Source organism: Micrococcus sp. TA1 (assembly GCF_014199555.1).
Lineage (GTDB): Bacteria > Actinomycetota > Actinomycetes > Actinomycetales > Micrococcaceae > Citricoccus.
Genome location: NZ_JACHNW010000001.1, coordinates 2267575 through 2291101, shown reverse-complemented (window position 1 = coordinate 2291101; position 23527 = coordinate 2267575). Strand labels below are relative to the sequence as shown.

General features: G+C 72.9%; 23 protein-coding genes and 2 tRNA genes. 14 read left to right on the top strand and 11 right to left on the bottom strand.

The annotated features are described in order from the left end of the window. The first annotated feature begins 81 nt into the window (after nucleotides 1–81). The 6 genes from GGQ69_RS10055 to GGQ69_RS10030 all read left to right on the top strand — a co-directional run bounded on the left by GGQ69_RS10055 (nucleotide 82) and on the right by GGQ69_RS10030 (nucleotide 7566). Nucleotides 82–1959 carry a DEAD/DEAH box helicase gene (locus GGQ69_RS10055; protein WP_183527639.1) on the top strand — a complete coding sequence of 626 codons (1878 nt, stop codon included), beginning with the start codon at nucleotides 82–84 and terminating at the stop codon, nucleotides 1957–1959. A 70-nt stretch (nucleotides 1960–2029) separates the two neighbouring features. Next, nucleotides 2030–2101 (top strand) — tRNA-Thr (locus GGQ69_RS10050). A 56-nt stretch (nucleotides 2102–2157) separates the two neighbouring features. Then, nucleotides 2158–2231 (top strand) — tRNA-Met (locus GGQ69_RS10045). A gap of 176 nt (nucleotides 2232–2407) precedes the next feature. Further along, nucleotides 2408–3820 (top strand): MFS transporter, encoded by a 1413-nt coding sequence (locus GGQ69_RS10040; RefSeq protein WP_183527637.1) that lies wholly within the window; start codon nucleotides 2408–2410, stop codon nucleotides 3818–3820. Then, nucleotides 3813–6002: a molybdopterin oxidoreductase family protein gene (locus GGQ69_RS10035; protein ID WP_183527635.1), complete on the top strand. Its 2190-nt coding sequence runs from the start codon at nucleotides 3813–3815 to the stop codon at nucleotides 6000–6002. The genes GGQ69_RS10040 and GGQ69_RS10035 overlap by 8 nt, the downstream gene beginning before the upstream one ends. After that, nucleotides 5995–7566: an FAD-dependent oxidoreductase gene (locus GGQ69_RS10030; protein WP_183527633.1), complete on the top strand. Its 1572-nt coding sequence runs from the start codon at nucleotides 5995–5997 to the stop codon at nucleotides 7564–7566. Before GGQ69_RS10035 ends, GGQ69_RS10030 begins: the two co-directional genes overlap by 8 nt. Here GGQ69_RS10030 and GGQ69_RS10025 read toward each other — a convergent pair. From GGQ69_RS10025 to nirB, 3 genes are read right to left on the bottom strand one after another with little or no spacing between them, the layout of a single operon-like run. Then, nucleotides 7538–8662: a uroporphyrinogen-III synthase gene (locus GGQ69_RS10025; RefSeq protein ID WP_183527631.1), complete on the bottom strand. Its 1125-nt coding sequence runs from the start codon at nucleotides 8660–8662 to the stop codon at nucleotides 7538–7540. The genes GGQ69_RS10030 and GGQ69_RS10025 overlap by 29 nt on opposite strands. Continuing rightward, nucleotides 8659–9438 (bottom strand): uroporphyrinogen-III C-methyltransferase, encoded by a 780-nt coding sequence (cobA, locus tag GGQ69_RS10020; RefSeq protein WP_183527629.1) that lies wholly within the window; start codon nucleotides 9436–9438, stop codon nucleotides 8659–8661. The genes GGQ69_RS10025 and cobA overlap by 4 nt, the downstream gene beginning before the upstream one ends. Next, nucleotides 9435–11963: a nitrite reductase large subunit NirB gene (nirB, locus tag GGQ69_RS10015; protein ID WP_183527627.1), complete on the bottom strand. Its 2529-nt coding sequence runs from the start codon at nucleotides 11961–11963 to the stop codon at nucleotides 9435–9437. Before nirB ends, cobA begins: the two co-directional genes overlap by 4 nt. 185 nt (nucleotides 11964–12148) lie before the next feature. Between nirB and nirD the strand changes: the two genes are divergently transcribed. The 8 genes from nirD to GGQ69_RS09975 all read left to right on the top strand — a co-directional run bounded on the left by nirD (nucleotide 12149) and on the right by GGQ69_RS09975 (nucleotide 17517). Beyond that, the gene (nirD, locus tag GGQ69_RS10010; protein ID WP_183527625.1) at nucleotides 12149–12544 is read left to right on the top strand and encodes a nitrite reductase small subunit NirD; all 396 of its coding nucleotides are present in this window, start codon (nucleotides 12149–12151) and stop codon (nucleotides 12542–12544) included. Continuing rightward, nucleotides 12541–13296 carry a sirohydrochlorin chelatase gene (locus GGQ69_RS16860; RefSeq protein ID WP_183527623.1) on the top strand — a complete coding sequence of 252 codons (756 nt, stop codon included), beginning with the start codon at nucleotides 12541–12543 and terminating at the stop codon, nucleotides 13294–13296. The genes nirD and GGQ69_RS16860 overlap by 4 nt, the downstream gene beginning before the upstream one ends. Continuing rightward, nucleotides 13245–13463, top strand: coding sequence for a hypothetical protein (locus tag GGQ69_RS10000; RefSeq protein WP_183527622.1), 219 nt, complete (start codon nucleotides 13245–13247; stop codon nucleotides 13461–13463). The genes GGQ69_RS16860 and GGQ69_RS10000 overlap by 52 nt, the downstream gene beginning before the upstream one ends. A 302-nt stretch (nucleotides 13464–13765) precedes the next feature. After that, nucleotides 13766–14440, top strand: a complete 675-nt coding sequence (locus GGQ69_RS09995) for an S-layer homology domain-containing protein (RefSeq protein ID WP_183527621.1) — start codon at nucleotides 13766–13768, stop codon at nucleotides 14438–14440. Between the two features lie 119 nt (nucleotides 14441–14559). Further along, nucleotides 14560–15006, top strand: a complete 447-nt coding sequence (locus GGQ69_RS09990) for a MaoC family dehydratase N-terminal domain-containing protein (protein WP_183527620.1) — start codon at nucleotides 14560–14562, stop codon at nucleotides 15004–15006. A gap of 2 nt (nucleotides 15007–15008) precedes the next feature. Further along, the gene (locus GGQ69_RS09985) at nucleotides 15009–15425 is read left to right on the top strand and encodes a MaoC family dehydratase (protein WP_183528551.1); all 417 of its coding nucleotides are present in this window, start codon (nucleotides 15009–15011) and stop codon (nucleotides 15423–15425) included. Next, on the top strand, nucleotides 15422–16480 hold the full coding sequence (locus tag GGQ69_RS09980) for a UDP-N-acetylmuramate dehydrogenase (protein WP_183527619.1): 1059 nt from the start codon (nucleotides 15422–15424) through the stop codon (nucleotides 16478–16480). Before GGQ69_RS09985 ends, GGQ69_RS09980 begins: the two co-directional genes overlap by 4 nt. Then, nucleotides 16477–17517, top strand: a complete 1041-nt coding sequence (locus GGQ69_RS09975) for an aldo/keto reductase (RefSeq protein WP_183528549.1) — start codon at nucleotides 16477–16479, stop codon at nucleotides 17515–17517. The genes GGQ69_RS09980 and GGQ69_RS09975 overlap by 4 nt, the downstream gene beginning before the upstream one ends. A gap of 102 nt (nucleotides 17518–17619) precedes the next feature. On the opposite strand, the gene asd is transcribed toward GGQ69_RS09975, so the two are convergent. Genes asd through GGQ69_RS09935 form a run of 8 tightly spaced genes read right to left on the bottom strand, consistent with a single transcriptional unit; the run spans nucleotide 17620 to nucleotide 23503 of the window. After that, on the bottom strand, nucleotides 17620–18801 hold the full coding sequence (gene asd, locus GGQ69_RS09970; RefSeq protein ID WP_183527618.1) for an aspartate-semialdehyde dehydrogenase: 1182 nt from the start codon (nucleotides 18799–18801) through the stop codon (nucleotides 17620–17622). A gap of 9 nt (nucleotides 18802–18810) precedes the next feature. After that, on the bottom strand, nucleotides 18811–19032 hold the full coding sequence (locus tag GGQ69_RS09965) for an NF038396 family protein (protein ID WP_183527617.1): 222 nt from the start codon (nucleotides 19030–19032) through the stop codon (nucleotides 18811–18813). Continuing rightward, nucleotides 19029–19592, bottom strand: coding sequence for a dihydrofolate reductase (locus tag GGQ69_RS09960; RefSeq protein ID WP_010143202.1), 564 nt, complete (start codon nucleotides 19590–19592; stop codon nucleotides 19029–19031). The genes GGQ69_RS09965 and GGQ69_RS09960 overlap by 4 nt, the downstream gene beginning before the upstream one ends. Then, nucleotides 19582–20385, bottom strand: coding sequence for a thymidylate synthase (locus tag GGQ69_RS09955; RefSeq protein WP_183527616.1), 804 nt, complete (start codon nucleotides 20383–20385; stop codon nucleotides 19582–19584). Before GGQ69_RS09955 ends, GGQ69_RS09960 begins: the two co-directional genes overlap by 11 nt. 38 nt (nucleotides 20386–20423) lie before the next feature. Continuing rightward, nucleotides 20424–20765 carry a GNAT family N-acetyltransferase gene (locus GGQ69_RS09950; protein WP_183527615.1) on the bottom strand — a complete coding sequence of 114 codons (342 nt, stop codon included), beginning with the start codon at nucleotides 20763–20765 and terminating at the stop codon, nucleotides 20424–20426. Between the two features lie 14 nt (nucleotides 20766–20779). After that, on the bottom strand, nucleotides 20780–21766 hold the full coding sequence (locus tag GGQ69_RS09945; RefSeq protein WP_183527614.1) for an NUDIX hydrolase: 987 nt from the start codon (nucleotides 21764–21766) through the stop codon (nucleotides 20780–20782). 48 nt (nucleotides 21767–21814) lie between these two features. Continuing rightward, nucleotides 21815–22792, bottom strand: coding sequence for a mycothiol synthase (gene mshD, locus GGQ69_RS09940; RefSeq protein WP_183527612.1), 978 nt, complete (start codon nucleotides 22790–22792; stop codon nucleotides 21815–21817). 9 nt (nucleotides 22793–22801) lie between these two features. After that, on the bottom strand, nucleotides 22802–23503 hold the full coding sequence (locus GGQ69_RS09935) for a response regulator transcription factor (RefSeq protein ID WP_183527609.1): 702 nt from the start codon (nucleotides 23501–23503) through the stop codon (nucleotides 22802–22804). Between the last annotated feature and the right edge of the window lie 24 nt (nucleotides 23504–23527).

The following is a 23527-nucleotide window of genomic DNA, read 5'->3' as shown; positions in this document are numbered from 1 at the left end:
CTCGGGGAGCACCGGAGAGAAGCAATCCGTTGCGTTGCGGCGCCCAACCGGCCGCACACCCGACCCTGAAAAGGAACACCCGTGTCCGAACACGCCCAGAATGACCACGCCCAGGCCGAGACCGAGACCGACATCCTGACCGAGACCCCGGCGGGCCCGGCCTTCTCCACCCTCGGCATCGACAGCCGGGTCCTGGCCGCCATCGAGGACCTCGGCTACGAGACCCCCTCGCCGATCCAGGCCGAGACCATCCCGCTGCTGCTGGAGGGCCGCGACGTCGTCGGGCTGGCCCAGACCGGTACCGGCAAGACCGCCGCCTTCGCCGTCCCGGCGCTGTCCCGGCTCGCCGAGCTCGCCGACGTCAACGGCCCCGCGAGCACCCCGCAGATCCTCGTGCTCGCCCCGACCCGCGAACTGGCCCTGCAGGTCGCCGAGGCCTTCACCACCTACGCCAAGCACATCAAGGGCGTCACCGTGCTGCCCGTCTACGGCGGTGCGCCCTACGGGCCGCAGCTGTCCGGGCTCCGCCGCGGCGCCCAGGTCGTCGTGGGCACCCCGGGGCGTGTGATCGACCACCTCCAGAAGGGGTCCCTGGACCTGTCCGACCTGCAGTACATGGTGCTGGACGAGGCGGACGAGATGCTGCGCATGGGCTTCGCCGAGGAGGTGGACCAGATCCTGTCCGCCACCCCGGACCAGAAGCAGACCGCCCTGTTCTCGGCCACCATGCCGCGCGCCATCCAGCGCATCTCCGGCAAGTACCTCAACGACCCGGTCGAGGTCACCGTCGCCGCGAAGAACACCACCGCCGGCAACATCCGCCAGCGCTTCCTCCAGGTCACCCACCAGTGGAAGCTGGAGGCCATGACCCGCATCCTCGAGACCGAGGAGCACGACGGCGTGATCGCCTTCGTGCGGACCCGTAACGCCACCGAGGAGCTCACCACCAAGCTCAACGCCCGTGGCTTCCGCGCCGCCGCCATCTCCGGTGACGTGGCGCAGAACCAGCGCGAGAAGACCGTGGAGAACCTGCGCGCCGGCCGCATCGACATCCTGGTGGCCACCGACGTCGCGGCCCGCGGCCTCGACGTGGAGCGCATCAGTCACGTCATCAACTACGACATCCCGCACGACACGGAGTCCTACGTCCACCGCATCGGCCGCACCGGCCGCGCCGGCCGCTCCGGGGACGCCGTGCTGTTCATGACGCCGCGGGAGAAGTACCTGCTGCGCTCCATCGAGAAGGCCACGCGCCAGACCGTGGAGCAGATGCCCATGCCGTCGGTGGCGGACGTGAACTCCTCCCGCCTGGACAAGTTCGGCTCCCAGATCACCCAGACCCTGGCCGAGGGCGAGCTGGAGGTCTTCCGGGACCTGGTGGACTCCTACGTGGAGGAGAACGACGTCGCCCCCGAGGACGTCGCCGCGGCCCTGGCGAAGATGGCCCAGGGCGGGCGGCCGCTGCTGGCCGAGGAGCCGGACCTGCCGCCGGCGAAGATGGCCCGCCGCGACCGGGACTTCGACGGCAACGACCGCGACGCGCGGGACGGCCGGGGTTCCCGTGGCCCGCAGCGCGGCCCCGCCGAGGGCAACGCCACGTACCGGATCTCCCTGGGCCGCCAGGACCGGGTGCAGCCGGGCAACATCGTGGGTGCCCTGGCGAACGAGGCCGGGCTGCGCTCGAGCCAGATCGGGCACATCGACATCCGTTCGAACCACTCCCTCGTGGAACTGCCGGAGAACCTGACGGGTCAGCAGTGGGACGCCCTGGGCAACACCACCATCAACGGCCGCCCCATCGGCCTGCAGCTGGACACCGGCCGCCCCACGCGCTCCGAGCGCGAGGGCAAGCCGTTCCGCTCCGGCGGGGCCCACAAGGGCGGGCACAAGGGCGGTTTCAAGGGTGGCTTCAAGGGCGGTCGGAAGTCCTTCGACAAGCCCTCGCGCGACCGGTACTGACCGGTGACGGACGTGGCACTCCACCCCGATTTCGCATCCGCGGAAATCGCTGGTAGAGTTTCACGTCGTTGCCCCGATAGCTCAGTGGTAGAGCGCCATCTTGGTAAGATGGAGGTCCCGGGATCGATTCCCGGTCGGGGCTCTGGAATGAGAGCCCGTGCGCAGTATGTATCCGCGGCACGGGCGCTCTCATTTCATGGCGGCGTAGCTCAGCTGGTTAGAGCGCACGACTCATAATCGTGAGGTCGGGGGATCGAGTCCCCCCGCCGCTACGGACGAGGACCTGGACCCCGGTGGGGTCCGGGTCCTTTTTCGTGGGGCCGGTCATCTCACAGACCGGCCGGGGACCGGTGAGACACGTTTTCCTTCCCCGAAACCTTTCCGCGACGCCCGCGGAAACACCCTCCTGGCAACGTGGCGGTCAACCGCGAGCCGAGAGGAACCCGCCATGGCCCTGACCGAGGACCGCACATTCACCGCCCCCGCCCCCGAGGCCGTCCCGGGAGCACCACCCACGGACCGGCTCGTCGTGGGTCCCGGCCGCTGGGTGTCCAACTGGCAGCCGGAGGAGCCGCGGTTCTGGAACGGTCCCGGGCGGCCCGCCGCCCGGCAGAACCTGTACTGGTCCGTGTTCTGCGAGTTCCTCGGTTTCGCCGTCTGGCAACTGTGGTCCGTCACGGTCGTGTTCCTGCCGGCCGCCGGCTTCGACCTGAGCACCTCACAGCAGTTCTGGCTCGTGTCCCTGCCACCGCTCGTCGGCGCCGTGCTGCGGGTGCCGTACAGCTTCACGGTGGCCCTGTTCGGCGGGCGCAACTGGACGGTCATCTCCGCCCTGTTGCTGCTGGTCCCCACGGTCGCGCTGGCCGTCGCGCTGTCGACTCCGCACACGCCGGTCTGGGTCCTGTTCGCCGTCGCCGCCACGGCCGGTTTCGGCGGAGGCAACTTCGCCAGCTCGATGGCCAACATCACCTTCTTCTTCCCGGCCCAGGAGAAGGGGGCGGCCCTGGGCCTCAACGCGGCCGGCGGCAACATCGGCGTGGCCGTCGCGCAGTTCGCGGTCCCGCTCGCCGTGACCGTGCTCGCCATCGGCACCTTCGGCCCCGCCCTGCCGATGGCCGGACTGGTCTGGATCCCGCTGATCCTGATCGCCGCCTGGGGCGCGCACCGCTACATGCACAACCTGTCCCACGCCCGCAACGACCTCAAGGGCTCCCTCTCGGCGTTGCGGGAACCGCACCTGTGGCTGATCGCCCTGATCTACATCGGCACCTTCGGCTCGTTCATGGGATTCGGCTCGGTCTTCCCCACCTTGATCTCGATCATGTTCCCGGCCTTCTCGGGCCTCGAGCTGTGGGGCGCGGTGATCTCGATGGCGTTCCTCGGTCCCCTCGTGGGCTCGCTCGCCCGCCCCTTCGGCGGCAGGCTGGCCGATCGGCGGGGCGGGGCCACCGTCACCCTGGCCTGCTTCCTCGCGATGGCCGCGGTCACCGCCGGCGTGGTGCTCACGCTTCCCTGGCAGAACTTCTGGCTCTACCTCGGACTGTTCCTGGCCCTGTTCACCCTCACGGGGATCGCCAACGGCTCCAGCTACCGGATGATCCCACTCGTCTTCCGCCTGACCGTCCGGGCGGACGACCCGGTCGGGCATGAGCGCAAGTCCTCCGCGGCCCTGGGCCTGATCGGTGCCGTCGGGGGCTTCGGCGGATTCATGATCCCCCAGGTCCTGCGGGCCTCCCACAGCGCCCACGGGTCCTTCGACGCCGCCTTCTGGGCCCTCGCGGCCGCCTACCTCGTCCTGGCGGCCTTCACCTACCTCGTCTACCGCCGCCCCGGCTCGATGCTGGCCCGAGCCCATGTCTGAACCGGTCCGGACCACCACGCACTGCCCCTACTGCGCCCTGCAGTGCTCGATGACCCTCACCGTCGACGCGGCCGGTCCCGGGGCTCCGTCCGTGGCGGTGGCGGGTGCGGAGTTCCCCACCAACCGCGGCCGGCTCTGCCGCAAGGGGGCCACCGCCGCCGCGCTGCTGGGGGACCGCCCCGACCGCCTGAGCACCCCGCTGCTCCGGGACACCCAGGGCGGCCCCCTCCGGGAGGCCTCCTGGGACGAGGCCCTCGGCCGGGTGGCCACCCGCATCGCCGCGCTGCAGGGCACCCACGGCCCGGATGCCGTCGGGGTCTTCGGGTCCGGCTCGCTGACGAACGAGAAGGCCTACACCCTGGGCAAGTTCGCCCGGACCGCCCTGCGCACCTCGCGGATCGACTACAACGGCCGGTTCTGCATGGCCTCCGCCGCCAAGGCCTCCACCGAGGTCCTGGGACTCGACCGCGGACTGCCCTTCCCCCTGACCGACCTGGACGACGCCTGCACCGTGCTGCTGCTGGGCTCCAACGTGGCGGACACCATGCCGCCCTTCGTCCAGCACCTGGAGAGTGCCCGCGACCGGGGCGGGCTGATCGTCGTGGACCCGCGACGCTCCAGCACCGCGCAACTGACGGCGGAGGGCTGCGGGCACCACATCGCCCCGGCCCCGGGCGGTGACCTGCCCCTGCTGCTGTCGGTGGCCCACGTGATCCTCGCCGAGGGCCTGGAGGACGGGGACTACCTCCACCGCCGGACCACGGGGCTGGCCGCCTTCCGCCGGTCCGTGGGGGACTGGTGGCCGGAGCGCGCCCAGACGGTGACCGGGGTGTCGGCCGGGCGCATCCGGTGGCTGGCGCGGCACCTGGCCGCCGCGGCCCGGGCCGCCAGGGCCGGCGGGGATCCGGTCTTCATCCTCACCGGGCGGGGCGTGGAGCAGCACCGCGACGGAACGGACACCGCGCGCGCGGCCATCAGCCTGGCGCTGCTCCTCGGCCTGCCGGGGACGCGAGGCGGCGGTTACGGCACCCTCACCGGCCAGGGCAACGGCCAGGGGGGCCGGGAGATGGGCCAGAAGGCGGACCAGCTGCCCGGCCTGCGGTCCATCACGGACCCGGCCGACCGCGAGGCCGTGGCACGTCAGTGGGGGACCACCGCCGCGTCGCTGCCCGGTCCTGGCCTGCCGGCGACCCAGCTGCTGCACACCCTCGGAACGCCCCAGGGCGTCCGGGGGCTGCTCGTGCACGGTGCCAACGTCGTCGTCTCCGCCCCGGACGCCACTCGCGTGGAGGCCGGCCTGCGGGCGCTGGAGCTGCTCGTGGTCTGCGACTTCTTCCTCTCCGAGACCGCCGGGCTGGCCGACGTGGTCCTGCCGGTCCTCCAGTGGGCCGAGGAGGACGGGACCATGACCAACCTCGAGGGGCGGGTCCTGCGCCGCCGCAAGGCCGTCGATGGTCCGCCCGGGGCCCGTTCGGAGCTCTGGGTCCTGGCCGAGATCGCCCGCCGCCTCGGCAGTGAGGTCCCGCTGCCCGACGAACCCGCCGAGGCCTACGCCGAGATCCGCCGCGCGACGGCCGGGAGCCGGGCCGACTACTCGGCGCTGGCGTGGGAACGGATCGGCGAGGTGGCCCCGTACTGGCCCCTCACCGAACCCCTCACCGGCACCGGCCCCCAGGAGGTGACCGTCAGCGGGGAACCGGTGGTCGGAACGCCCCGGGTCTTCACCGAGCGCTTCGGCCATGCCGACGGCAGGGCCCGCCTCGGGGCGATCCACGTCCGTGCGCCGCAGCCGGCCTCCGCCCAGGGACTGACGCTCACCACCGGACGGCTCATGGAGCACTACCAGTCCGGCACCCAGACCCGGCGGGTACCGGCCCTGCTGGCCGTCCACCCCGAGGCCACCGTCAGCGTGCACCCGGCCACGGCCGGCCGGCTGGCCCTCGAGGACGGCGCCCCGGCCGAGCTGCGCAGTGCCGCCGGGACCCTCCGGGCCCGCGTGGTGCTCGACGCCGGCCTGCGCACGGACACCGTGTTCGTCCCCTTCCACTTCACCGGTCAGGGCACGGCCAACCGGCTGACGGCCGGACTGCTGGACCCGCACAGCCAGATGCCGGAGTTCAAGAACACCCCGGTGACCCTCCACCCGGTCCGCCAGCCCGCTGAGGGCTCACGCCATGAGTAGTCACGTGGTGGTCGTGGGGTGCGGGCCCGTGGCGGCCCGGCTGGTCCAGGAACTGCGCCCGGCACTGGAGTCCGGCGCCGTGCGCATGACCGTCGTGGGGGCGGAACCGGTCCCGGCCTACCAGCGGATCCGCCTGGGGGACGTGGCCAGCGGGCGCATCCGGGGTGGGGACCTGTCCATGCTGGATCCGGGGGAGCTCGCGGCGATCGGCGTCGGGATCCGGACCGGGACCACCGTGACGGGCCTCGACCGGGCCCGGCGGACGGTGCGACTCGGCCGGGGTGGCCTGGACGAGACCACGCTCGGCTACGACCGCCTGGTCCTGGCCACGGGCGCCGAGGCGGTCATCCCGGACTTCCCGGTGTCCGGCGCCGTGGGCCGGGGCATCTCGGTCGCGGCCTCGGCGGGTCGGCGGCCGGTCGGCGTCATGGCGCTGCGCGAGATGTCCGAGGCCGAGCAGCTGGGCCGGGCCGTGCGTGCCGGCAGGCCCGTCGTGGTGCTCGGTGGCGGGGTCCTGGGCGTGGAGGCGGCCCTGGCGCTCGCCGAGGTGGGCGCCCCCGTCACCCTGCTGCACCGCGGACACCTGCCCCTGGGGCGTCAATTGGACCCCGATGCCGGCCGCCTGCTGCTGCGCCAGCTCACCGGGGCCGGGGTGCAGGTCCGGCCGGACTGCGGGGTCCAGGAGCTCGAGGTCAGCGCCCGCGCCGAGGACCGGGCCACCGCCGCGGACGGCGTCCCCCACCTCGTGGGCCTCCGCACCACCCAGGGGCGGCGGATCCCCGCGGCGCTGCTCGTGGCCTGCACGGGCGTCCGGGCCCGGGACCGGCTCGCCGCCGACGCCGGACTGCGCACCCTGCCCCGCGGCGGGGTGGTCGTGGACGGTGACGGGCGCTGCCCCGACGACCCGGCCGTCTTCGCCATCGGTGACTGCGCCGCGCCGTCGGGTGCCCGGCCGAGCGGGCTCATCGGCCCCGGCTGGGACCAGGCCCGGGCCACCGCCCTCGCCCTGCGCGAGGACCTCGGCTGCCCGGCCGCCGTCGAGCTCGATGCCGCCGGACGGCCGGTGCCCGGCCCCGAGGCGTCCCCGCGCCGGCTGGATCCGCTCGTCGTGAAGTCGCACTCGTTGTCCGTGGCCTGCGCCGGGGACCCGGACGCGGACCCCTGGGACCCGGACGGGCCGAGCGTCTCCACGTGGGCGGACCCGGGGGCCGGGCAGTACCTGCGCATCGTCACCGACGGGGAGCGGATGCTCGGGTTCGTGGCGATCGGACTGCCCCGGTCCGCGGCGGAGCTGTCCCGTCATGCCCTGACCGGTGTCCTGCCCGCGGCGGACCGGTCCGCGCTGCTGGCCCTGGAACACGCCGCGGGGGACCGCGCCCTGGGACCGGAGGACGTGCTCTGCCGGTGCTCGGGCGCCACCGCCGGCCAGGTCGGGGACGCCGTGGCCGGCTGCGCGACGGTGGACGAGGTCGGGGACCGCTGCGGGGCCGGTACCGGTTGCGGGACGTGCCGCGGGCGGATCGAGGAGATGCTGGCTAGACCGCCAGTCGATAGCCTCGCTTGACGACGGTGCTGACGACGCCCGCGACCGGCAGCTGCCGGCGCAGGCGCCAGACGAGCATCTCCAGGGCGTGCTCGGACTCGCACTGGCGCAGGGTCGCGACGAGGTGGGCGCGGGTCAGCACGGCGCCCCGCGCGTCCGCGAGTTCGCGCAGCAGCGCGAGCGGGCCGGGTGGAAGCCGGACGGGGCCGGCCGGCCGCTCGGTGAAGTGCACCTGGTCACCGCGGATCTCCAGGGGGCCCACGCGGGTGTCCACGCGGAGGACCCCCTGCTGTTCCAGGTGTTCGCACACCAGCCGGATCATGGCCCCCAGGCGCCAGCGGGAGGGGACCAGCGGACGCAGCCCGGCCTCGTGCAGCGGCCCGGCGGTCACGGTCCCGACGACGGCCGTCGCCACGTCCGCGCGCAGCGCCTCCAGGAGGGGCTCCAGGCGCCCGTACTGCTGGGCGACGGCGAGGAAGGCCTCGACCGCGGGGGCGGCCGTGAAGGTGAGCACGTCGAGCTGGCGGTCGATGGCGGCGTCGATCATCCGCAGCAGGTCCGAGTCCTGGGCCGGACGCGCCCACGTGTACGGCATCACGGTCAGCACCCGGGCCCCGGCCTTCTCGAGGCGGGAGACCTGCTGGTGGTCGAGCATGCCGTGCAGCTGGAAGGCCACGGTCCGTCCCCGGAGGTTCCGGGTGAGCAGCAGGTCCACGAGCGAGGCCGTGCGCTCGTCCTGCGGTGCGCCGACGTCCTCCAGTCCGGCGGCCCGGACGGCACCGCGGGCCTTGGGCCCGCGGACGAGGATCGAGGCGGCCTCCAGGGCGCGGTGGAGCTCGGGGCCGAGCCCGTAGGCGTCGGCGGCCTCCGTCCAGCGGCGCATCCCGTAGGCCGTGGTGATGACGGCGTAGTCCGGCAGGGCGTCGATGACCCGGCGCGTGTCCCGGTGCAGGGTGACGGACTCCGTCAGGGGGGCGATGCGCAACGCCGGGGCGTGCATCACCTCGGCGCCGCGGCGCTGGAAGGCGCAGATGAGCTCGTCGCTGCGCCGGTCCGAGGTCACGCCGATGCGGAACCCGGCCAGGGTCTGGGGCAGCGCCGGGGGCAGGTCGCTCATGCGGTCCCCGCCACCCCGGCCAGCTCCCGCAGCCGTTCCTCGGCCCCGGGCGCCAGCCGCACGACCTCCCCGATCACGAGGACCGCGGGGGAGCGCATGCCCTGGACGGCGGAGGCGGTGAGGATCTCCGCGAGCGGGGCGATGCAGACCCGCTGCCGCTCGGTGCACCCGCGCTCCACGATCCCCACCGGCATCCGGGGGTCCACGCCGTGGCGCATCAGCCCGATGGCGGTATGGCCGAGAGTGGCCATGCCCATGAGGACGACGGCGGTCCCGCCCAGTCGCGCCAGTCCGGACAGTTCCAGCTCGGAGAGCGGGTCGTGGCCGGAGATCACCGTGAACGCCTTGCTCAGCCCGCGCGCGGTGACGGGGATCCCCGCCGCGGCCGGGACGGCCACCGCGGAGGTGATGCCCGGGACCACGGTCACCGGGACCCCGGCCTCCTCGCACGCGGCCACCTCCTCACTGCCGCGGCCGAAGACGAACGGGTCCCCGCCCTTGAGCCGGGCCACGCGCAGCCCGGCCAGGGCCGAGGCCACGATCAGCCGGTCGATCTCCGCCTGGGGGACCCTGTGGTGCCCGGGCTGCTTGCCGACGTCGACCAGGTGGGCGTGCGGCGCCCACGCGGCCAGGTCGTCCGTGGGGGCGAGCCGGTCGTAGTACACGACGTCGGCGTGGGCCAGCACGCGCAGCGCGCGCACCGTCAGCAGGTCGGCCGCCCCGGGGCCGGCACCGATGAGCGTGACCGAGCCCGGTGCCGGCACCGCCCCGGTCACCGTTCACCCCGCACGGGGATGCGCGGTCCCGACAGGACCACGGAGCCCGCCCCGGCCGGCTCTGCCGACCCGGCCGGGGCGTTGACGAACGTACGGAACCGGCGTAACCGTTCGGGGTCCTCGAGGGTCGCGGCCCACTCGTCCCGGTAGGTCTCCAGGTGTTCGGCGACCACCCGTTCCAGGTCCGCGGCGATCCCGAGGGAGTCCTGCACCACCACGTCCTGCACGTGGTCGATCCCGCCGGGCAGCTCCTCCATCCACCGGGCCGTGCGCTGCAGGCGCTCGGCGGTGCGGATGTAGTAGACGACGTACCGGTCGATGTACCGCAGCAGCGTCTCGTCGTCGAGGTCCTTGGCGAGCAGTACCGCGTGGGCCGGGGTGGCTCCTCCGTTGCCACCCACGTAGAGGTTCCAGCCTTCGGAGGTGGCGATCACGCCGACGTCCTTGCCGCGGGCCTCGGCGCACTCCCGGGCGCACCCGGAGACGCCGAACTTCATCTTGTGGGGGCTGCGCAGCCCCCGGTAGCGCTCCTCGAGCCGGACGGCCATGGCCACGGAGTCCTGCACCCCGTAGCGGCACCACGTGGAGCCCACGCAGGACTTCACGTTGCGCAGGGCCTTGCCGTAGGCCTGGCCGGACTCGAATCCGGCGTCCACGAGACGCCGCCAGATCGGGGGCAGCTGCTCCAGGGTCGCCCCGAACAGGTCGATCCGCTGAGCGCCGGTGATCTTGGTGTACAGCCCGTAGTCCCGGGCCACCTCCGCGATCACCGCGAGCTTCTCCGGGGTGATCTCGCCGGCCGGGATGCGGGGGACCACCGAGTAGGTGCCGTCCTTCTGCAGGTTCGCCAGCGCACGGTCGTTGGTGTCCTGCAGTCCGCCGCGGTCCCCGTCGAGGATGTACTCGCCGTGCAGGGTGGCCAGCACGGAGGCCGCCACGGGCTTGCAGATGTCGCAACCGAGGTTCACGGCCGGGTCCGCGGGCGTGCCGAAGCGGGTGACAATCTCGCCGAAGGTGGTCAGCCGGGTGGACCGCACGGCCTCGAACAGTCCGGACCGGGACAGGGCGAAGTGCTCGCACAGCGCGGTGGAGACCTCCACCCCCAGCTCGACCAGTTGCCGCTCCATGACCTTCTGGGCCGCCGGCAGGCAGGAGCCGCACTGGGTCCCCACCCCGGTGCAGGCCTTGAGCCCGGCCAGGTCCGGACAGCCACCGCACACGGCCCGGCGCAGGTCTCCGGCGCTGACGTCACGGCAGGAGCAGACCTGGGCCTCGTCCGGCAGCGCCAGGTCAGGCGGGGCGCCGTTGCCGGCCGCGGAGAGGAACGCTCCGGCCTCCCCGGGCAACTCGCGTCCGAGCATGGGGCGCAGCGCCGCGTAGGGGCCCGCATCGCCCACGAAGACCCCGCCGAGCAGGGTGCGCGCGTCCTCGGAGACGACGAGCTTCTGGTAGACCCCGCCGGTGGGATCGGCGTACACGACCTCCAGGGCGCCGGGGGCTGCGGCGAGGCCGTCCCCGAAGCTGGCCACGTCCAGCCCGGCGAGCTTGAGCTTGGCGGCGGTGTCGAAACCGGGGAAGGTCCCGGAACCGCCGCACAACCGGTCGGCGACCACCTCGGCCATCGTGTTGGCCGGAGCCACCAGCCCCATGCACTCGCCCCCGAAGCTGGCGGCCTCGCCGATCGCCCAGACATGCGGGGCCGACGTCGCACAGGTCTCGTCGATGACGAACCCGCCGCGGGGACCGATCTGCAGCACGCCGGCACCGAGCTCATCGCGGGCGGTGATGCCCGTGGCCGCGACCACCAGGTCCACCGGAAGGCCCTCGCCGGAGGGGAAGCGCAGCCAGCCACCCTCCAGCGCGCTGGGGCGCTCGCCGAGCCGCAGGACGTACCCCTGGTCGCGCAGCAGGCGGTTGAGGGTGCGGCCGCCGAACTCGTCCAGCTGCGCGTTCATGACCCAGGGGCGGGAATGGACCACGGTGACGTCCGCGCCCAGGGCCCTCAGCCCTCCGGCGGCCTCCAGGCCCAGCAGGCCGCCGCCGATCACGGCGGTCTGCGGCGGGCGCCCCAGCCGGGTGGCGAGCTCCGCCACCCGGCCGCGCAACCGGTCGACGTCGTCGATGGTCCGGTAGACCTCCAGGTCCCCGGCCCCGGGGATCGCCGGGCGTGCGGCGTCGCTGCCGGTGGCCAGGACCAGGTCGTCCCAGCCCAGGGTGCTCCCGTCCGCCGTCGTCAGCGACCGCGCGGCGGGGTCGATGGCGGTGACCCGGCATCCGGTGCGCAGGCTCACCCTCGGGTCGTCCCAGGGGCCGGAGCCGGAGCCCAGGGGCAGGTCGTCGGTGGCGTCCAGGAAGCGCCGGGAGAGGGCCACGCGGTCATAGGGGGCCCGTGGCTCCTCGGTGAACAGGGACACCCGCAGGTCATCACCGCGGGCCAGCAGGGCCTCCACCAGCCGGTGGGCGGCGGGGCCGCCACCGACCACCGCCACGGTCCGGTTCGTCGGTCGGATCGGTCGCACAGTCATGGGTCCATCCCCTCGCATCGAAGGATCACCACGCTATGAGGAGGCCGTTTCCCCACCGTGTCCCCGGTGTAACGGCTGGGTGACGCCCCCCTCACCAGGCGGCGGCCGCCCAGGAGAGGACACCGTTGCACGGGCGAAACATCACGGGTGACCCCCTCGAAACACGCGTTTCCTACGGTGGATCCATGACCCTCACCGCGACCCACCCAGCGTCCGCCCCGCACGCCGTCACCGGCACCGCCACGGCATCCGAGCAGGCCGCCTGGCACCCGGTGTGTCCCCTCGACCGGCTCGAGCCGCTGTGGGCCGAGGCCGCCCTCGTTGCGGGGGAGCAGCTCGCCGTCGTGCGGCTGCCCTCCGACGAGGTCCTCGCCGTCTCGCACTGGGACCCGTACGCGAACGCCCCCGTCATGGCCCGCGGGATCGTCGGCTCCCGGCAGGGCCGGCCCACCCTGGCCTCGCCCCTGCACAAGCAGGTGTACGACCTCGCCACGGGCCAGTGCCTCACCGACCCGGCCCTGCGGCTCGCCACCTTCCCGGTGCGGGTCCGCGACCGGATCGTCGAGGTGCGCGCCGCGTGAGGGACCGGCCGGCCCTCATCGCCGTCTCCCACGGCACGGCCGACCCCGCAGGGCAGGAACGGATCACCGCGCTGGCCCGGGCCGTGCGGACGCGGACCCCGGCGGAGGTCCTGCTGACCCACGTGGACGTGCAGTCACCGCCGGTCGGGGAGGTGGTGGCGGCCCTTCCGCCGGGCCGGGCCGCCGTCGTCGTACCGGTGCTGCTCTCCGCGGGGTATCACGTGAAGGTGGACCTGCGCGAGGCCGCCGGCGGGCTCCCGGTGGCCGGCGCGCTGGGCCCGGACGAGCGGCTGGTGGAGGTGCTGGCGCGGCGGGCGCTGGGCTCCGGGTTCGTGCGCGGTCACCACCGGGTGGTGCTGGCCGCGGCCGGATCCACCGACGCCGGTGCGGTCGCCGACTGCCGTGCCGTCGCCGCGCGGGTGGCCGCCCGGCTGGGCACCGAGGTGACCGACGCCTACCTCTCGGCCGCGCGGCCGGGGGTCGCTACCGCCGTCGGGACCGCCTGCCGCCAGGACCCCGCCCGGCCGGTGCTGGTGCTGAGCTACCTGCTGGCGCCGGGGTACTTCCAGTCCCGGCTGGTCGCCGAGGCCGCCGCGGCCGGAGCGGCGGCCACCACGGCCCCGTTGCTCGGGGAGTCGGGACCGGTGCCGGTGGAGCTCGCGGACCTCGTGGTCAGCCGGTACCGCGCTACCGTGGAGGGGTGTTCAATCCCTGGGAGAACGGCTCGAGGGCCTACCGCATCACGCTGCTGACCGGCACCGGGCTCATCCTGTCCGGCATCCTGCTCTCCGTCCTCGGGGGAGCCCTCACCCTCACGCCCCTGCAGTGGGGCGCGATCGGGCTGATCGGCGCCGGCCTCATCACGCACCTGGCCGCCCAGCTCCTGCGGATCCGGGACGCCCGCCGCCGCCACCGGTGACCGTCCGGTCCCGCACGCCCTGGCGCAGTGGCCGCGGGGAGGCCCTCACCCGGACCGGCCCGGCCGGGGTCACCGCCGTCGACGAGGACACCCGGCGACCGTCGAGCGGGACACGTTCAACGGGACGGACGCGGCCCGTGGCAGCGCCCCATGGCCCGGAGGAGGCCATCCGGGCCACGGGGGTGCCGCAGTGCGCGAATGTTATCGGAAACCTGCAAGTCGGCGCAATGTGACGCTTGACACGGTGGGATGCGGAGGGATGGAATGACGGCGTCAGTACCATCTCAGCGAAGGGTCGTCTCATGAAAAACCACCGTCGCCTTTCTGGGGCAGTCGCCATCGGCCTCACGGCAGTCCTGGCCGGCGCCATGGCCGCCCCGGGCTTCGCCAGCACCACCGATCCGGGGGACACCCCGCCGGAGCCGGATCGTCATAGCGGGAACTTCACGGACAACCCTCGCGGGTCGGCGTTCTTCACGCCGGTGCGGTGGATGGCCCGTCATGACATCTCCGTCGGCTACACGGACAACACGTTCCGGAAGAACCAGAACGTGACCCGTGGGGAGACCACGGCCTTCCTGTACCGGTACATCGATCCGGAGGACTTCGAGTCGCCGGACGAGTCGCCGTTCAGCGACGTCAACGCCGGTGGTGCGTACTACGCCTCGATCACCTGGGCGTCCGCCGAGGAGGTCACCGCCGGCTACGCCGACGGCACCTTCAAGACCTCCCGGGCGGTCACCCGTGGTGAGTTCGCCGCGTTCCTGTACCGCTGGGACGAGCCCCGTCGGCACGTCTCCCCGGAGACCTCGCCGTTCGAGGACCTCAACCCGGGCGGCGCGAACTACGACGCGATCACCTGGCTGGCCTCGAAGGGCATCACCGTCGGGGACACCCAGGGCAACTTCAACCAGTCCGATCCGATCACCCGCGGGGAGATCTCGGCCTTCATGCAGCGCTACCACGCGTTCGGCTGACCCCTTCCGGCACGAGTACGTGACGCCATCCCCCTCGGGGGGGTGGCGTCACGTCGTGTCCGGGCGCGGGTAGTCTGGACAGCGGCCGCCGACCACCCCGTCACCAGGAGGACCGACCCGTGAGCGTGAACCCGGACCTGCAGGGGCGGAGCTATCCGCCGACCCAGCCCTACGCCGTGGGGCGGGAGAAGATCCGCGAGTTCGCCGCGGCCGTCAAGGCCGGTCACCCGGCCCACTCCGACCTCGAGGCGGCCCGCGCGCTCGGCCACGCGGACCTGGTGGCCCCGCCCACCTTCGCGGTGGTCCTGGCCCAGCGCGCAGAGCAGGCCGTCGTCCAGGACCCGGACTCCGGCATCGACTTCTCCCGGGTGGTCCACGCGGACGAGCGCTTCACCCACCACCGGCCGATCGTGGCCGGTGACGAACTGGTCGCCACCGCCACCGTGGAGACGGTCAAGTCCCTGGGCGGGCACTCGATGGTCACCACGCGCGCGGACATCGCCACCACGGCCGGGGAACCGGTCAGCACCGTGCGGTCCACCCTGCTGGTCCGCGGAGAGGAATGAGCATGCAGAAGGGCGACTCGATCGGCTCGACCACCATCCGCCTCGACCGCGCGGACCTGGTCCGCTACGCCGGTGCCTCCGGGGACTTCAACCCGATCCACTGGTCCGAGTCGACCGCCCGCTCCGTGGAGCTGCCCGGCGTGATCGCCCACGGCATGCTGACCATGGGGGCGGCGGTGCAGCTCGTCACCGACTGGTGCGGGGACCCCGGCCGGATCCTCGACTACCAGACGCGCTTCACCCAGATGGTCCCCGTCCCCGAGGACGGCGGGGCCACCCTGGAGGTCACCGGCAAGGTCGGGGCCGTGGACGCGGAGGCCGGCACGGCCCGGATCGACCTGACCGTCACCGACCCCGGCAACGACGGCGCGCGGGTGCTGACCAAGGCGCAGGCCGTGGTCCGGGTGGACCAGCCGTGAGGCTGGCGGACCACACCACCAGCCGCGTGGGCGGGCCCGCCGACCACTGGGTCACCGCCACCTCCGAGGCCGCCGCCATCTCGGCGATCCGCCTGGCCGACGAGTCCGGGAGCCCGCTGCTCGTGCTCGGCGGCGGCTCCAACACCCTGATGGCCGACGCCGGCTTCCCCGGCACCGTGGTCCAGCTCGCGTTCGCCGGCATCGAGCAGCGCTCGGCCGACACCGTGCGGATGGCCGCCGGACAGGACTGGGACAGGGCGGTGGCCTGGACCGTCGGGCACGGCCTGTCCGGGCTCGAGGCGCTCTCCGGCATCCCCGGGTCCGCCGGGGCCACGCCCGTGCAGAACGTGGGCGCCTACGGGGCGGACGTCTCCCAGGCCCTGGTCTCGGTCCGCGCCTGGGACCGGCAGGCCGGCCGGGTCGTCGAACTGGCCAACGCCGACCTCGGCTTCGGCTACCGGGACTCGGTGATCAAGAGGTCCCTGCTGGAGGATCCGGAGGCGACCACCCCGCGCTGGATCGTGCTCTCCGTGGACTTCAGGCTCCGGAGCGCGGGAACCGCCGCCCCGGTCCGCTACGCCCAGTTGGCCCGGGCCCTGGGCGTGCGGGAGGGGGAGACGGCGCCCCTGGCCCTCGTGCGCCAGGAGGTGCTGTCCCTCCGCGCGGGCAAGGGCATGGTCCTGGACCCGGCCGACCACGACACCTGGTCCACCGGGTCGTTCTTCACCAACCCCGTCGTCCCGGACGCCGTCCGGGCCCGGTTGCCGGAGGGCGCTCCGGCATTCGGCGCGGGACCGGGCCGGGTCAAGCTCTCGGCCGCCTGGCTGATCGAGCACGCCGGCTTCGGCAGGGGCTACGGGCTGGGGGAGGCGGAGCGGCACCTGGCGAACGGCCGCGCGTCGTTGTCCACCAAGCACACGCTGGCCGTGACGAACCGGGGGGAGGCCTCCACCGAGGACCTGCTGGCGGTCGCGCGCACGGTGCGGGACGGCGTCGAACGGGCCTGGGGCGTGCGGCTGCACCCCGAGCCGGTGCTGGTGGGGTGCGCGCTGTGATCCCGGACAGTCACCGTCCCTACGTGGCGGCTCCGGAGCGGTACTCCTCCACGGAGTACCGCCGCGTGGGCACCAGCGGCCTGCACCTGCCCCCGATCAGCCTGGGACTGTGGTGGAACTTCGGGGACAACCGGCCCTTCGACGTCCAGCGGCAGATCCTGCGCCACGCCTTCGACCACGGCATCACGCACTTCGACCTGGCGAACAACTACGGTCCGCCCTACGGCGCCGCGGAGGAGAACTTCGGGCGGATGATGCGCCGCGACCTCGCCCCGTACCGGCACGAGGTCATCGTCTCGTCCAAGGCCGGCTGGGACATGTGGCCCGGGCCGTACGGGAACCTGGGGTCGCGCAAGTACCTCATCGCCTCGGCGGAGGAGTCGCTGGAGCGGATGGGCCTGGAGTACGTGGACATCTTCTACTCGCACCGCGCGGATCCGCACACCCCGGTGGAGGAGACCGTCGGCGCCCTGGACACCCTCGTGCGGCAGGGCAAGGCCCTCTACGTGGGCATCTCCTCGTACTCGGCGGAGCGCACCCGCCAGGCCGCCGCCGTCGCCCGGCAGCTCGGGACCCCGCTGGTCATCCACCAGCCCGCCTACTCGCTGCTGAACCGCTGGGTGGAGGACGCGCTGCTGGACACCCTGGCGCGGGAGGGCATGGGCTCGATCGCCTTCACCCCGCTCGCCCAGGGGCTGCTGACGGACAAGTACCTGGACGACGCCGGTGCCGTGCCCAGCGGCGGCCGCGGTTCCCTGGCCGGTCACGTCACCGAGGAGAACCTGGCCACGGTGCGCGCCCTGGCCGGTCTGGCCGCCGAGCGCGGCCAGACCCTGGCCCAGCTGGCCATCGCCTGGCTGCTCCGCGAGGGCGGGGTGAGCTCCGTGCTGCTCGGGGCCTCCTCCACGGCGCAGCTGGACGAGAACCTCGGCGCGCTGGCGAACACCGTCTTCACGGACGCCGAACTGGACCGCATCGACCGGGTGGCCGGACGGGAGTCCACCATCAACCTCTGGGACGTGTCCTCCTCGATCTAGTCCGGGCCCGGCTCCGGCACGTTTCCGGTCCGGGACGACGACGGCGGCGGGCACCCGTGGGGGTGCCCGCCGCCGTCGGTCGGTGGGGGAGGGGGCCGTGTCCTAGAGGTTCCCGGTGGCGATCATCAGCATGCGGCGCACCGGCTCGGCGGCGCCCCACAGCAGCTGGTCGCCCACGGTGAACGCGGAGAGGTACTCCGGGCCCATGTCCAGCTTGCGCAGCCGGCCCACGGGGATGTCCATGGACCCCGAGGCGGCGATCGGGGTCAGCTGTTCCACGGAGGCGTCCTTGGTGTTCGGCACCACGGAGACCCACTCGTTGTCACCGGCGATGATCTGCTCGATCTCGTCCAGCGGCACGTCCTGGGTCAGCTTCAGGGTGAGGGCCTGGGAGTGGGAGCGCAGGGTGCCGATGCGCACGCAGAGGGAGTCGAAGGGGATCCGGGTCTGGGTCCGCAGGATCTTGTTGGTCTCGGCCCCGGCCTTCCACTCCTCCTTGGACATGCCGTTGCCCAGGTCCTTGTCGATCCACGGGATCAGGGACCCGGCCAGAGGGACGCCGAACTGGGAGGCGTCCAGGGTGCCGTCGCGCTGGGCGGCCAGGACCTTGCGGTCGATCTCCAGGATCGCCGAGGCCGGGTCGGCCAGTTCCGAGGAGACCACCGAGTTCAGGGTGCCGAACTGGGTCAGCAGTTCGCGCATGTGGCGGGCGCCGCCTCCGGAGGCCGCCTGGTAGGTCATGGCGGTGCCCCACTCGACGAGACCGGCCTTGAACAGTCCGCCCAGGCCCATGAGCATGCAGGAGACGGTGCAGTTGCCGCCCACGAACTCCTTGATGCCGCTGGACAGGCCGGCGTCGATCACGCCGCGGTTGACCGGGTCCAGCACGATGATGGAGGAGTCCTGCATGCGCAGGGTGGAGGCGGCGTCGATCCAGATCCCGTCCCAGCCGGCGGCCCGCAGCTTCGGGTAGACCTCGGAGGTGTAGTCCCCGCCCTGGGTGGTCAGGATGACGGGCAGCTTGGCGAGCAGGTCGATGTCATAGGCGTCCTGCAGGACGCCGGCGTCACCGTCCATGCCCTGGTACACCGGCGCGGGGCGCCCGGCCGAGGACGTGGAGAAGAACACGGGGTTGACACGGCTGAAGTCACCCTCCTCCTCCATGCGCTGCATGAGGACGGAACCGACCATGCCGCGCCAGCCGATCAGCCCCACGGTGGGGTTGCCGGCGGTGTCGGAGGTCAGGACAGAGGGGGCCGTTTCGGTCGACTCGGGGGAAACCATGCCCGCAGTCTACTGGCCGGACCCGTCCTCCAGCAGTGAGCTACGTTTCCTCGTCGCCCAGATCCCGCCGACAACGAACACCTGGGTGAGCACCACCAGGAAGACGACGCCGGGGATCACGTCGCCGGAGAGGATCATGATCAGTCCCATCACGGCGGTCACCAGGCCGAGCACGGGGCAGGCGACGAAGGCGATGAACGTCAGGGTGGTCTTGTTCAGCAGCAGGCTCATGGTCGGTCCTGTCGTTCCCATCGTTCGTAGCGGTAGGCCGGACCGGTGCGGGACCGGTGCGCCCCGGTGGCCGGGTCCACGGCGGTCCGGGTCCACCGGGCGTCCAGCTCGGGGGCGAAGGTGTCACCCTCGGCGTCGGTGTCGATCAGGGTGATCTCGGCCAGGGTGGCCACGTCCAGGGCCTGCTCGAAGAGCGTGGCCCCGCCGATCACCCAGATGAGGTCCAGCCCGTCGGCCTCGTGCGCGGCCTCGAGGGCCTCCTGGAAACCGGGCACGACGACGGCGCCGGCGTCCCGCATCCGGCTCGCGGTGGCCTGACGCCGGGAGACCACGATGTTGGTCCGTCCCGGCAGCGGCCGGTACTTCGCGGGGAAGGAGTCCCAGGTCTTGCGGCCCATGATCACGGGGTGGCCGTGGGTGAGCTCCTTGAAGCGGTTCAGGTCCTCGGGCACGTGCCACGGCATGTCGCCGTCGGCTCCGATCACCCGGTCGGGGGTCTGGGCCCAGATCATGCCGATCCGGGACGGGGTGTGCTGGCCGGGGTGTTCGTCAGACGGCAATGGGGGCCTTGATCGTCGGGTGGTGCTGGTAGTCGACCAGCTCGAAGTCCTCGTACGCGTAGGAGAAGATGTCCTCCGGCTGCCGGTTCAGGCGCAGCCGCGGGTACGGGTAGGGGGTGCGGGCCAGCTGCTCGCGCACCTGGTCCACGTGGTTGGAGTAGATGTGGCAGTCCCCGCCGGTCCAGACGAACTCGCCGGGCTCCAGGCCCGTCTGCCGGGCCATCATGACGGTCAGCAGGGCGTAGGAGGCGATGTTGAACGGCACGCCGAGGAACAGGTCGGCCGAGCGCTGGTACAGCTGGCAGGAGAGCCGGCCGTCCGCCACGTAGAACTGGAACAGGGCGTGGCACGGCGGCAGGGCCATCTTCTCCACCTCGGCCGGGTTCCACGCGGTGACGATGTGCCGGCGCGAGTCCGGATGGGTGCGCAGGGACTCCACGACGCGGGCGATCTGGTCGATCTGCCCGCCGTCCGGGGCCGGCCAGGAGCGCCACTGCACCCCGTAGACCGGGCCGAGCTCACCGTCCGCGTCCGCCCACTCGTCCCAGATGCTCACGCCGCGCTCCTGCAGCCAGCGCACGTTCGACTCTCCGCGCAGGAACCACAGCAGTTCCAGGGCCACGGACCGGAAGTGCACCCGCTTGGTGGTGATCAGCGGGAAGGACTCACCGAGGTCGTAACGCAGCTGGCGGCCGAACACGCTGTACGTGCCCGTGCCGGTGCGGTCCTCCTTGACGGTCCCGTGGGCCAGGACATCGGCCAGGAGGTCCTCGTAGGGGGTGGGAATGCTCACCCCAGCAGTCTACGGCGCGGTCTGGGGGTCGGCGGACGTCAGTCCTGCAGCTGACCCTCGTAGACCATCGGCTGGTATTCCGGGTACCGCCGCAGGTAGTCCTGCACGTAGCTGCACTCCGGCACGATCAGGAAGCCCTCCGCCTTGAGCCGCTCCAGCACGATCGTCACCAGGGCACGGGCGTACCCGCGGCGGCCGAAGGCCTCGTCGATGATGGTGTGCTGCAGGACGACCACGGTCTGGTCGTCCACGGTCTGCTCGGTGTAGCCGAGGAAGCCGATGAACTGTTCCTTCTGCCACAACTCGATCCGGCCCCGGTCCGGGTCGCGCACGACGCGCAGGTCGTCATGGACGATCTTGGGGGTGTCCTGGCTGCTCATGGGATGACCCTACGTCAGTCGTCCCAGACGTCGTAGACCTCCAGCGAGACGATCCGCCCGCCGGCGTCCACGGCCCGCTGGGCCACGATCATGCCGCCGGGCTTGAGGTAGGGGTCCTTGCGGGGCAGGGCGGCCAGCACGGCGTCCCGGCCCTCCCGGGCGGCCCGGCCGGTGAGCGCGTCCAGGACCACGGGCAGCACGGGCCGGTGCGTGCACAGCACGCTGGCGCGCACCTTGGCCAGCAGCGAGTCGACCTCCTTGCCGGTCCGCTTGGGCTTGGACTTCACGGCCTTCTCGGTGAACGCGCCGTTCTCCTTCAGTCCCCGGCCGGTGTCCTTGACGTACGGGGTCACCGTCTCCACGCAGCGTCGCCAGGGGGAGGTGATGATCTTGCGGGGAGCCCACACGCCCAGCAGCCGGCGCACGGCCAGCGCCTGGCGCTGGCCGGTGGGGGCCAGCGGCCGGGCCCCCTCGGCGCGGGACCACGAGGAGCGGGGCTTGGCCTTGGCGTGCCGCAGCACGATGAACGGGACGGTGCGCAGCGTGCGCTCCCGGTGCGCGGCGATCAGCACCGTGAGGGGTTCGACGTCGGAGGCGTTGGTGAGCTGCTCGAGGGCCTGCTCGGCGCTCACCCACTCGACGCGGTCCACCTCCTTGCCGTCCACCTGGGGGCTCTGGCGCGCGACCTCGACGGCCCAGTACCAGACCTCCTTGGGCGTGCCCCCGTTGACCGTGTAGTGGGTGGACGGCAGCGGCAGGCCGAGCTCCACGTCCAGCCCGATCTCCTCCCGCACCTCGCGCACGGCGCACTCGGGCAGGGTCTCGCCGTCGTCGAGCTTGCCCTTGGGCCAGGACCAGTCGTCGTAGTCCGGCCGGTGGATCAGCAGCACCTCGAGGCCCCGGCCGTTGACCCGCCACGGCAGCACCCCGGCGGCCAGGATCTCCGCGGTGGGCTCGGGATCGTGGAACGAGGCGGTGGAGCGGGCAGCGGTGCTGGGCATTCTCGTGATCCTACCGGGAGGTGAACATCGGGTGACCGCGGGTCGACGTCAGGATGACCGGGCGTACATCACATCGGTGTCCCAGCGGGTGAAGCCGAGCTTGCGGTACAGCTGCACGGCCGACGCGTTGTCCGCGTCCACGTACAGCATCACCGCGTCCACGCCCCGGCGCTGCAGGTACCGGATGCCGAGCACGGTCAGCAGCCGCCCCAGGCCGCGTCCCTGCGCGGCCGGGACCACGCCGATCACGTAGACCTCACCGAGCGGCGGGTGCCCGTCGGCACCGGGGTGGATCTTCGTCCAGTGATAGCCGAGCAGGGACCCGTCGGCGTCCACGGCGAGCAGGAACCCCTCGGGGTCGAACCAGGCCTCGGCCTTCCGGGCATCGAGGTCCGTCTGGTCCATCGAGCCCTGTTCTGCGTGGTCGGCGAAGGCCGCGGCGTTCGCCGCGAGCCAGGCGGCGTCGTCGTCACCGGGCACGAAGGACCGGACGGTCACGCCCTCGGGGAGGTCCTCGTTCCACGCCGCGGCGTCGGCGTCCGACTGGTGGGTCAGGCGCAGGCGCAGCAGCTCGCGCACCGGGGTGTAGCCGAACTGCTCGGCCAGCCGGGCGGCGGCGGCGTGGTTGCCGTGCGCCCAGGCCTGCAGCGGCTCACGGTCCAGCAGGTCGGAGAGCTCGGTGGCCATCGCGGTGGCCACCCCCTGGCCGCGGCAGTTCGGGTGCACCACCAGTTCCAGCACCCCCGGGCCCTGGTCGGCCGAGATCGCGACGGCGGCACCGGCCAGTTCCCCCTCCCGCCCGGGGGAGTGGTCCAGCCAGGCCGTCACGGTGCGGACCCTCTCCGGGTCGTCGGTGGTGCGCAGTTCCACCCAGGTCTGGTCCGAGAAGGGGGGATTGCCGTCCGCGGCCTCGGCCGCGTCGGCCAGGGCACGCAGGTCGTGCAGGGCTCGGGGGTCCAGGCGGCCGGCACTGACGGTCAGTGCCGGGGCCTCGGGGGCTTCGGGGGTCGGGTCAGTGCGGTTCATGGCCCAACACTAGCCGTTGGGGCCCTGACCGGGCTCGCTCTCACGGGGCACGAACCGGTAACCGACGTTGCGGACGGTGCCGATCAGCTGCTCCTGGTCGGGGCCCAGCTTGGCCCGCAGCCGCCGCACGTGCACGTCCACGGTGCGGGTGCCGCCGAAGTAGTCGTAGCCCCACACCTCGTGCAGCAGCTGCTCGCGGGTGAAGACCCGGCCCGGGTGCTGGACGAGGTGCTTGAGGAGCTCGAACTCCTTGAACGTGAGGTTCAACGGCTCGCCGTGGACCTTCGCGGTGTAGCTGGCCGCGTCCACGCTGACGCCCGAGGCGCGGATGGGCGCCTCGGCACCCGGTCCGGTGGCCCCGGCGTCCTCGGCGGCCCGGGCGACGGACAGCCGCAACCGCGCCGACACCTCGGCGGGACCGGCGGTGTCCAGCAGGAAGTCGGTCGTGCCCCACCCGGGGGAGAGGGCGGCCAGTCCGCCCTCGGTCAGGATCGGCACCACGGGCATGGAGGGGGAGGACGTGCGGATCACCTGGCACAGCCCGCGGGCCCCGGCCAGGTCACGGCGGGCGTCCACCAGCACGACGTCGGTCTCCGGGGAGCGCAGCAGCGACTCGGCGCGCGGCGGAGCCACCGTGACGCGGTGGTCGAGGAACGCCAGGGCCTCCAGGACCGGCGCGGTCGAGCCGCTCAGCAGGAGCAACCGGGCCATCTGGCCTCCTCGACGTCTGAAGCA

Coding starts and splice junctions, on each gene's coding strand:
- GGQ69_RS10040 (WP_183527637.1), top strand. CDS start 2,408: ATGGCCCTGACCGAGGACCGCACATTCACCGCCCCCGCCCCCGAGGCC.
- GGQ69_RS10035 (WP_183527635.1), top strand. CDS start 3,813: ATGTCTGAACCGGTCCGGACCACCACGCACTGCCCCTACTGCGCCCTG.
- GGQ69_RS10030 (WP_183527633.1), top strand. CDS start 5,995: ATGAGTAGTCACGTGGTGGTCGTGGGGTGCGGGCCCGTGGCGGCCCGG.
- GGQ69_RS10025 (WP_183527631.1), bottom strand. CDS start 8,662: ATGAGCGACCTGCCCCCGGCGCTGCCCCAGACCCTGGCCGGGTTCCGC.
- nirB (WP_183527627.1), bottom strand. CDS start 11,963: ATGACTGTGCGACCGATCCGACCGACGAACCGGACCGTGGCGGTGGTC.
- nirD (WP_183527625.1), top strand. CDS start 12,149: ATGACCCTCACCGCGACCCACCCAGCGTCCGCCCCGCACGCCGTCACC.
- GGQ69_RS09995 (WP_183527621.1), top strand. CDS start 13,766: ATGAAAAACCACCGTCGCCTTTCTGGGGCAGTCGCCATCGGCCTCACG.
- GGQ69_RS09985 (WP_183528551.1), top strand. CDS start 15,009: ATGCAGAAGGGCGACTCGATCGGCTCGACCACCATCCGCCTCGACCGC.
- asd (WP_183527618.1), bottom strand. CDS start 18,801: ATGGTTTCCCCCGAGTCGACCGAAACGGCCCCCTCTGTCCTGACCTCC.
- GGQ69_RS09965 (WP_183527617.1), bottom strand. CDS start 19,032: ATGAGCCTGCTGCTGAACAAGACCACCCTGACGTTCATCGCCTTCGTC.
- GGQ69_RS09950 (WP_183527615.1), bottom strand. CDS start 20,765: ATGAGCAGCCAGGACACCCCCAAGATCGTCCATGACGACCTGCGCGTC.
- GGQ69_RS09945 (WP_183527614.1), bottom strand. CDS start 21,766: ATGCCCAGCACCGCTGCCCGCTCCACCGCCTCGTTCCACGATCCCGAG.
- mshD (WP_183527612.1), bottom strand. CDS start 22,792: ATGAACCGCACTGACCCGACCCCCGAAGCCCCCGAGGCCCCGGCACTG.
- GGQ69_RS09935 (WP_183527609.1), bottom strand. CDS start 23,503: ATGGCCCGGTTGCTCCTGCTGAGCGGCTCGACCGCGCCGGTCCTGGAG.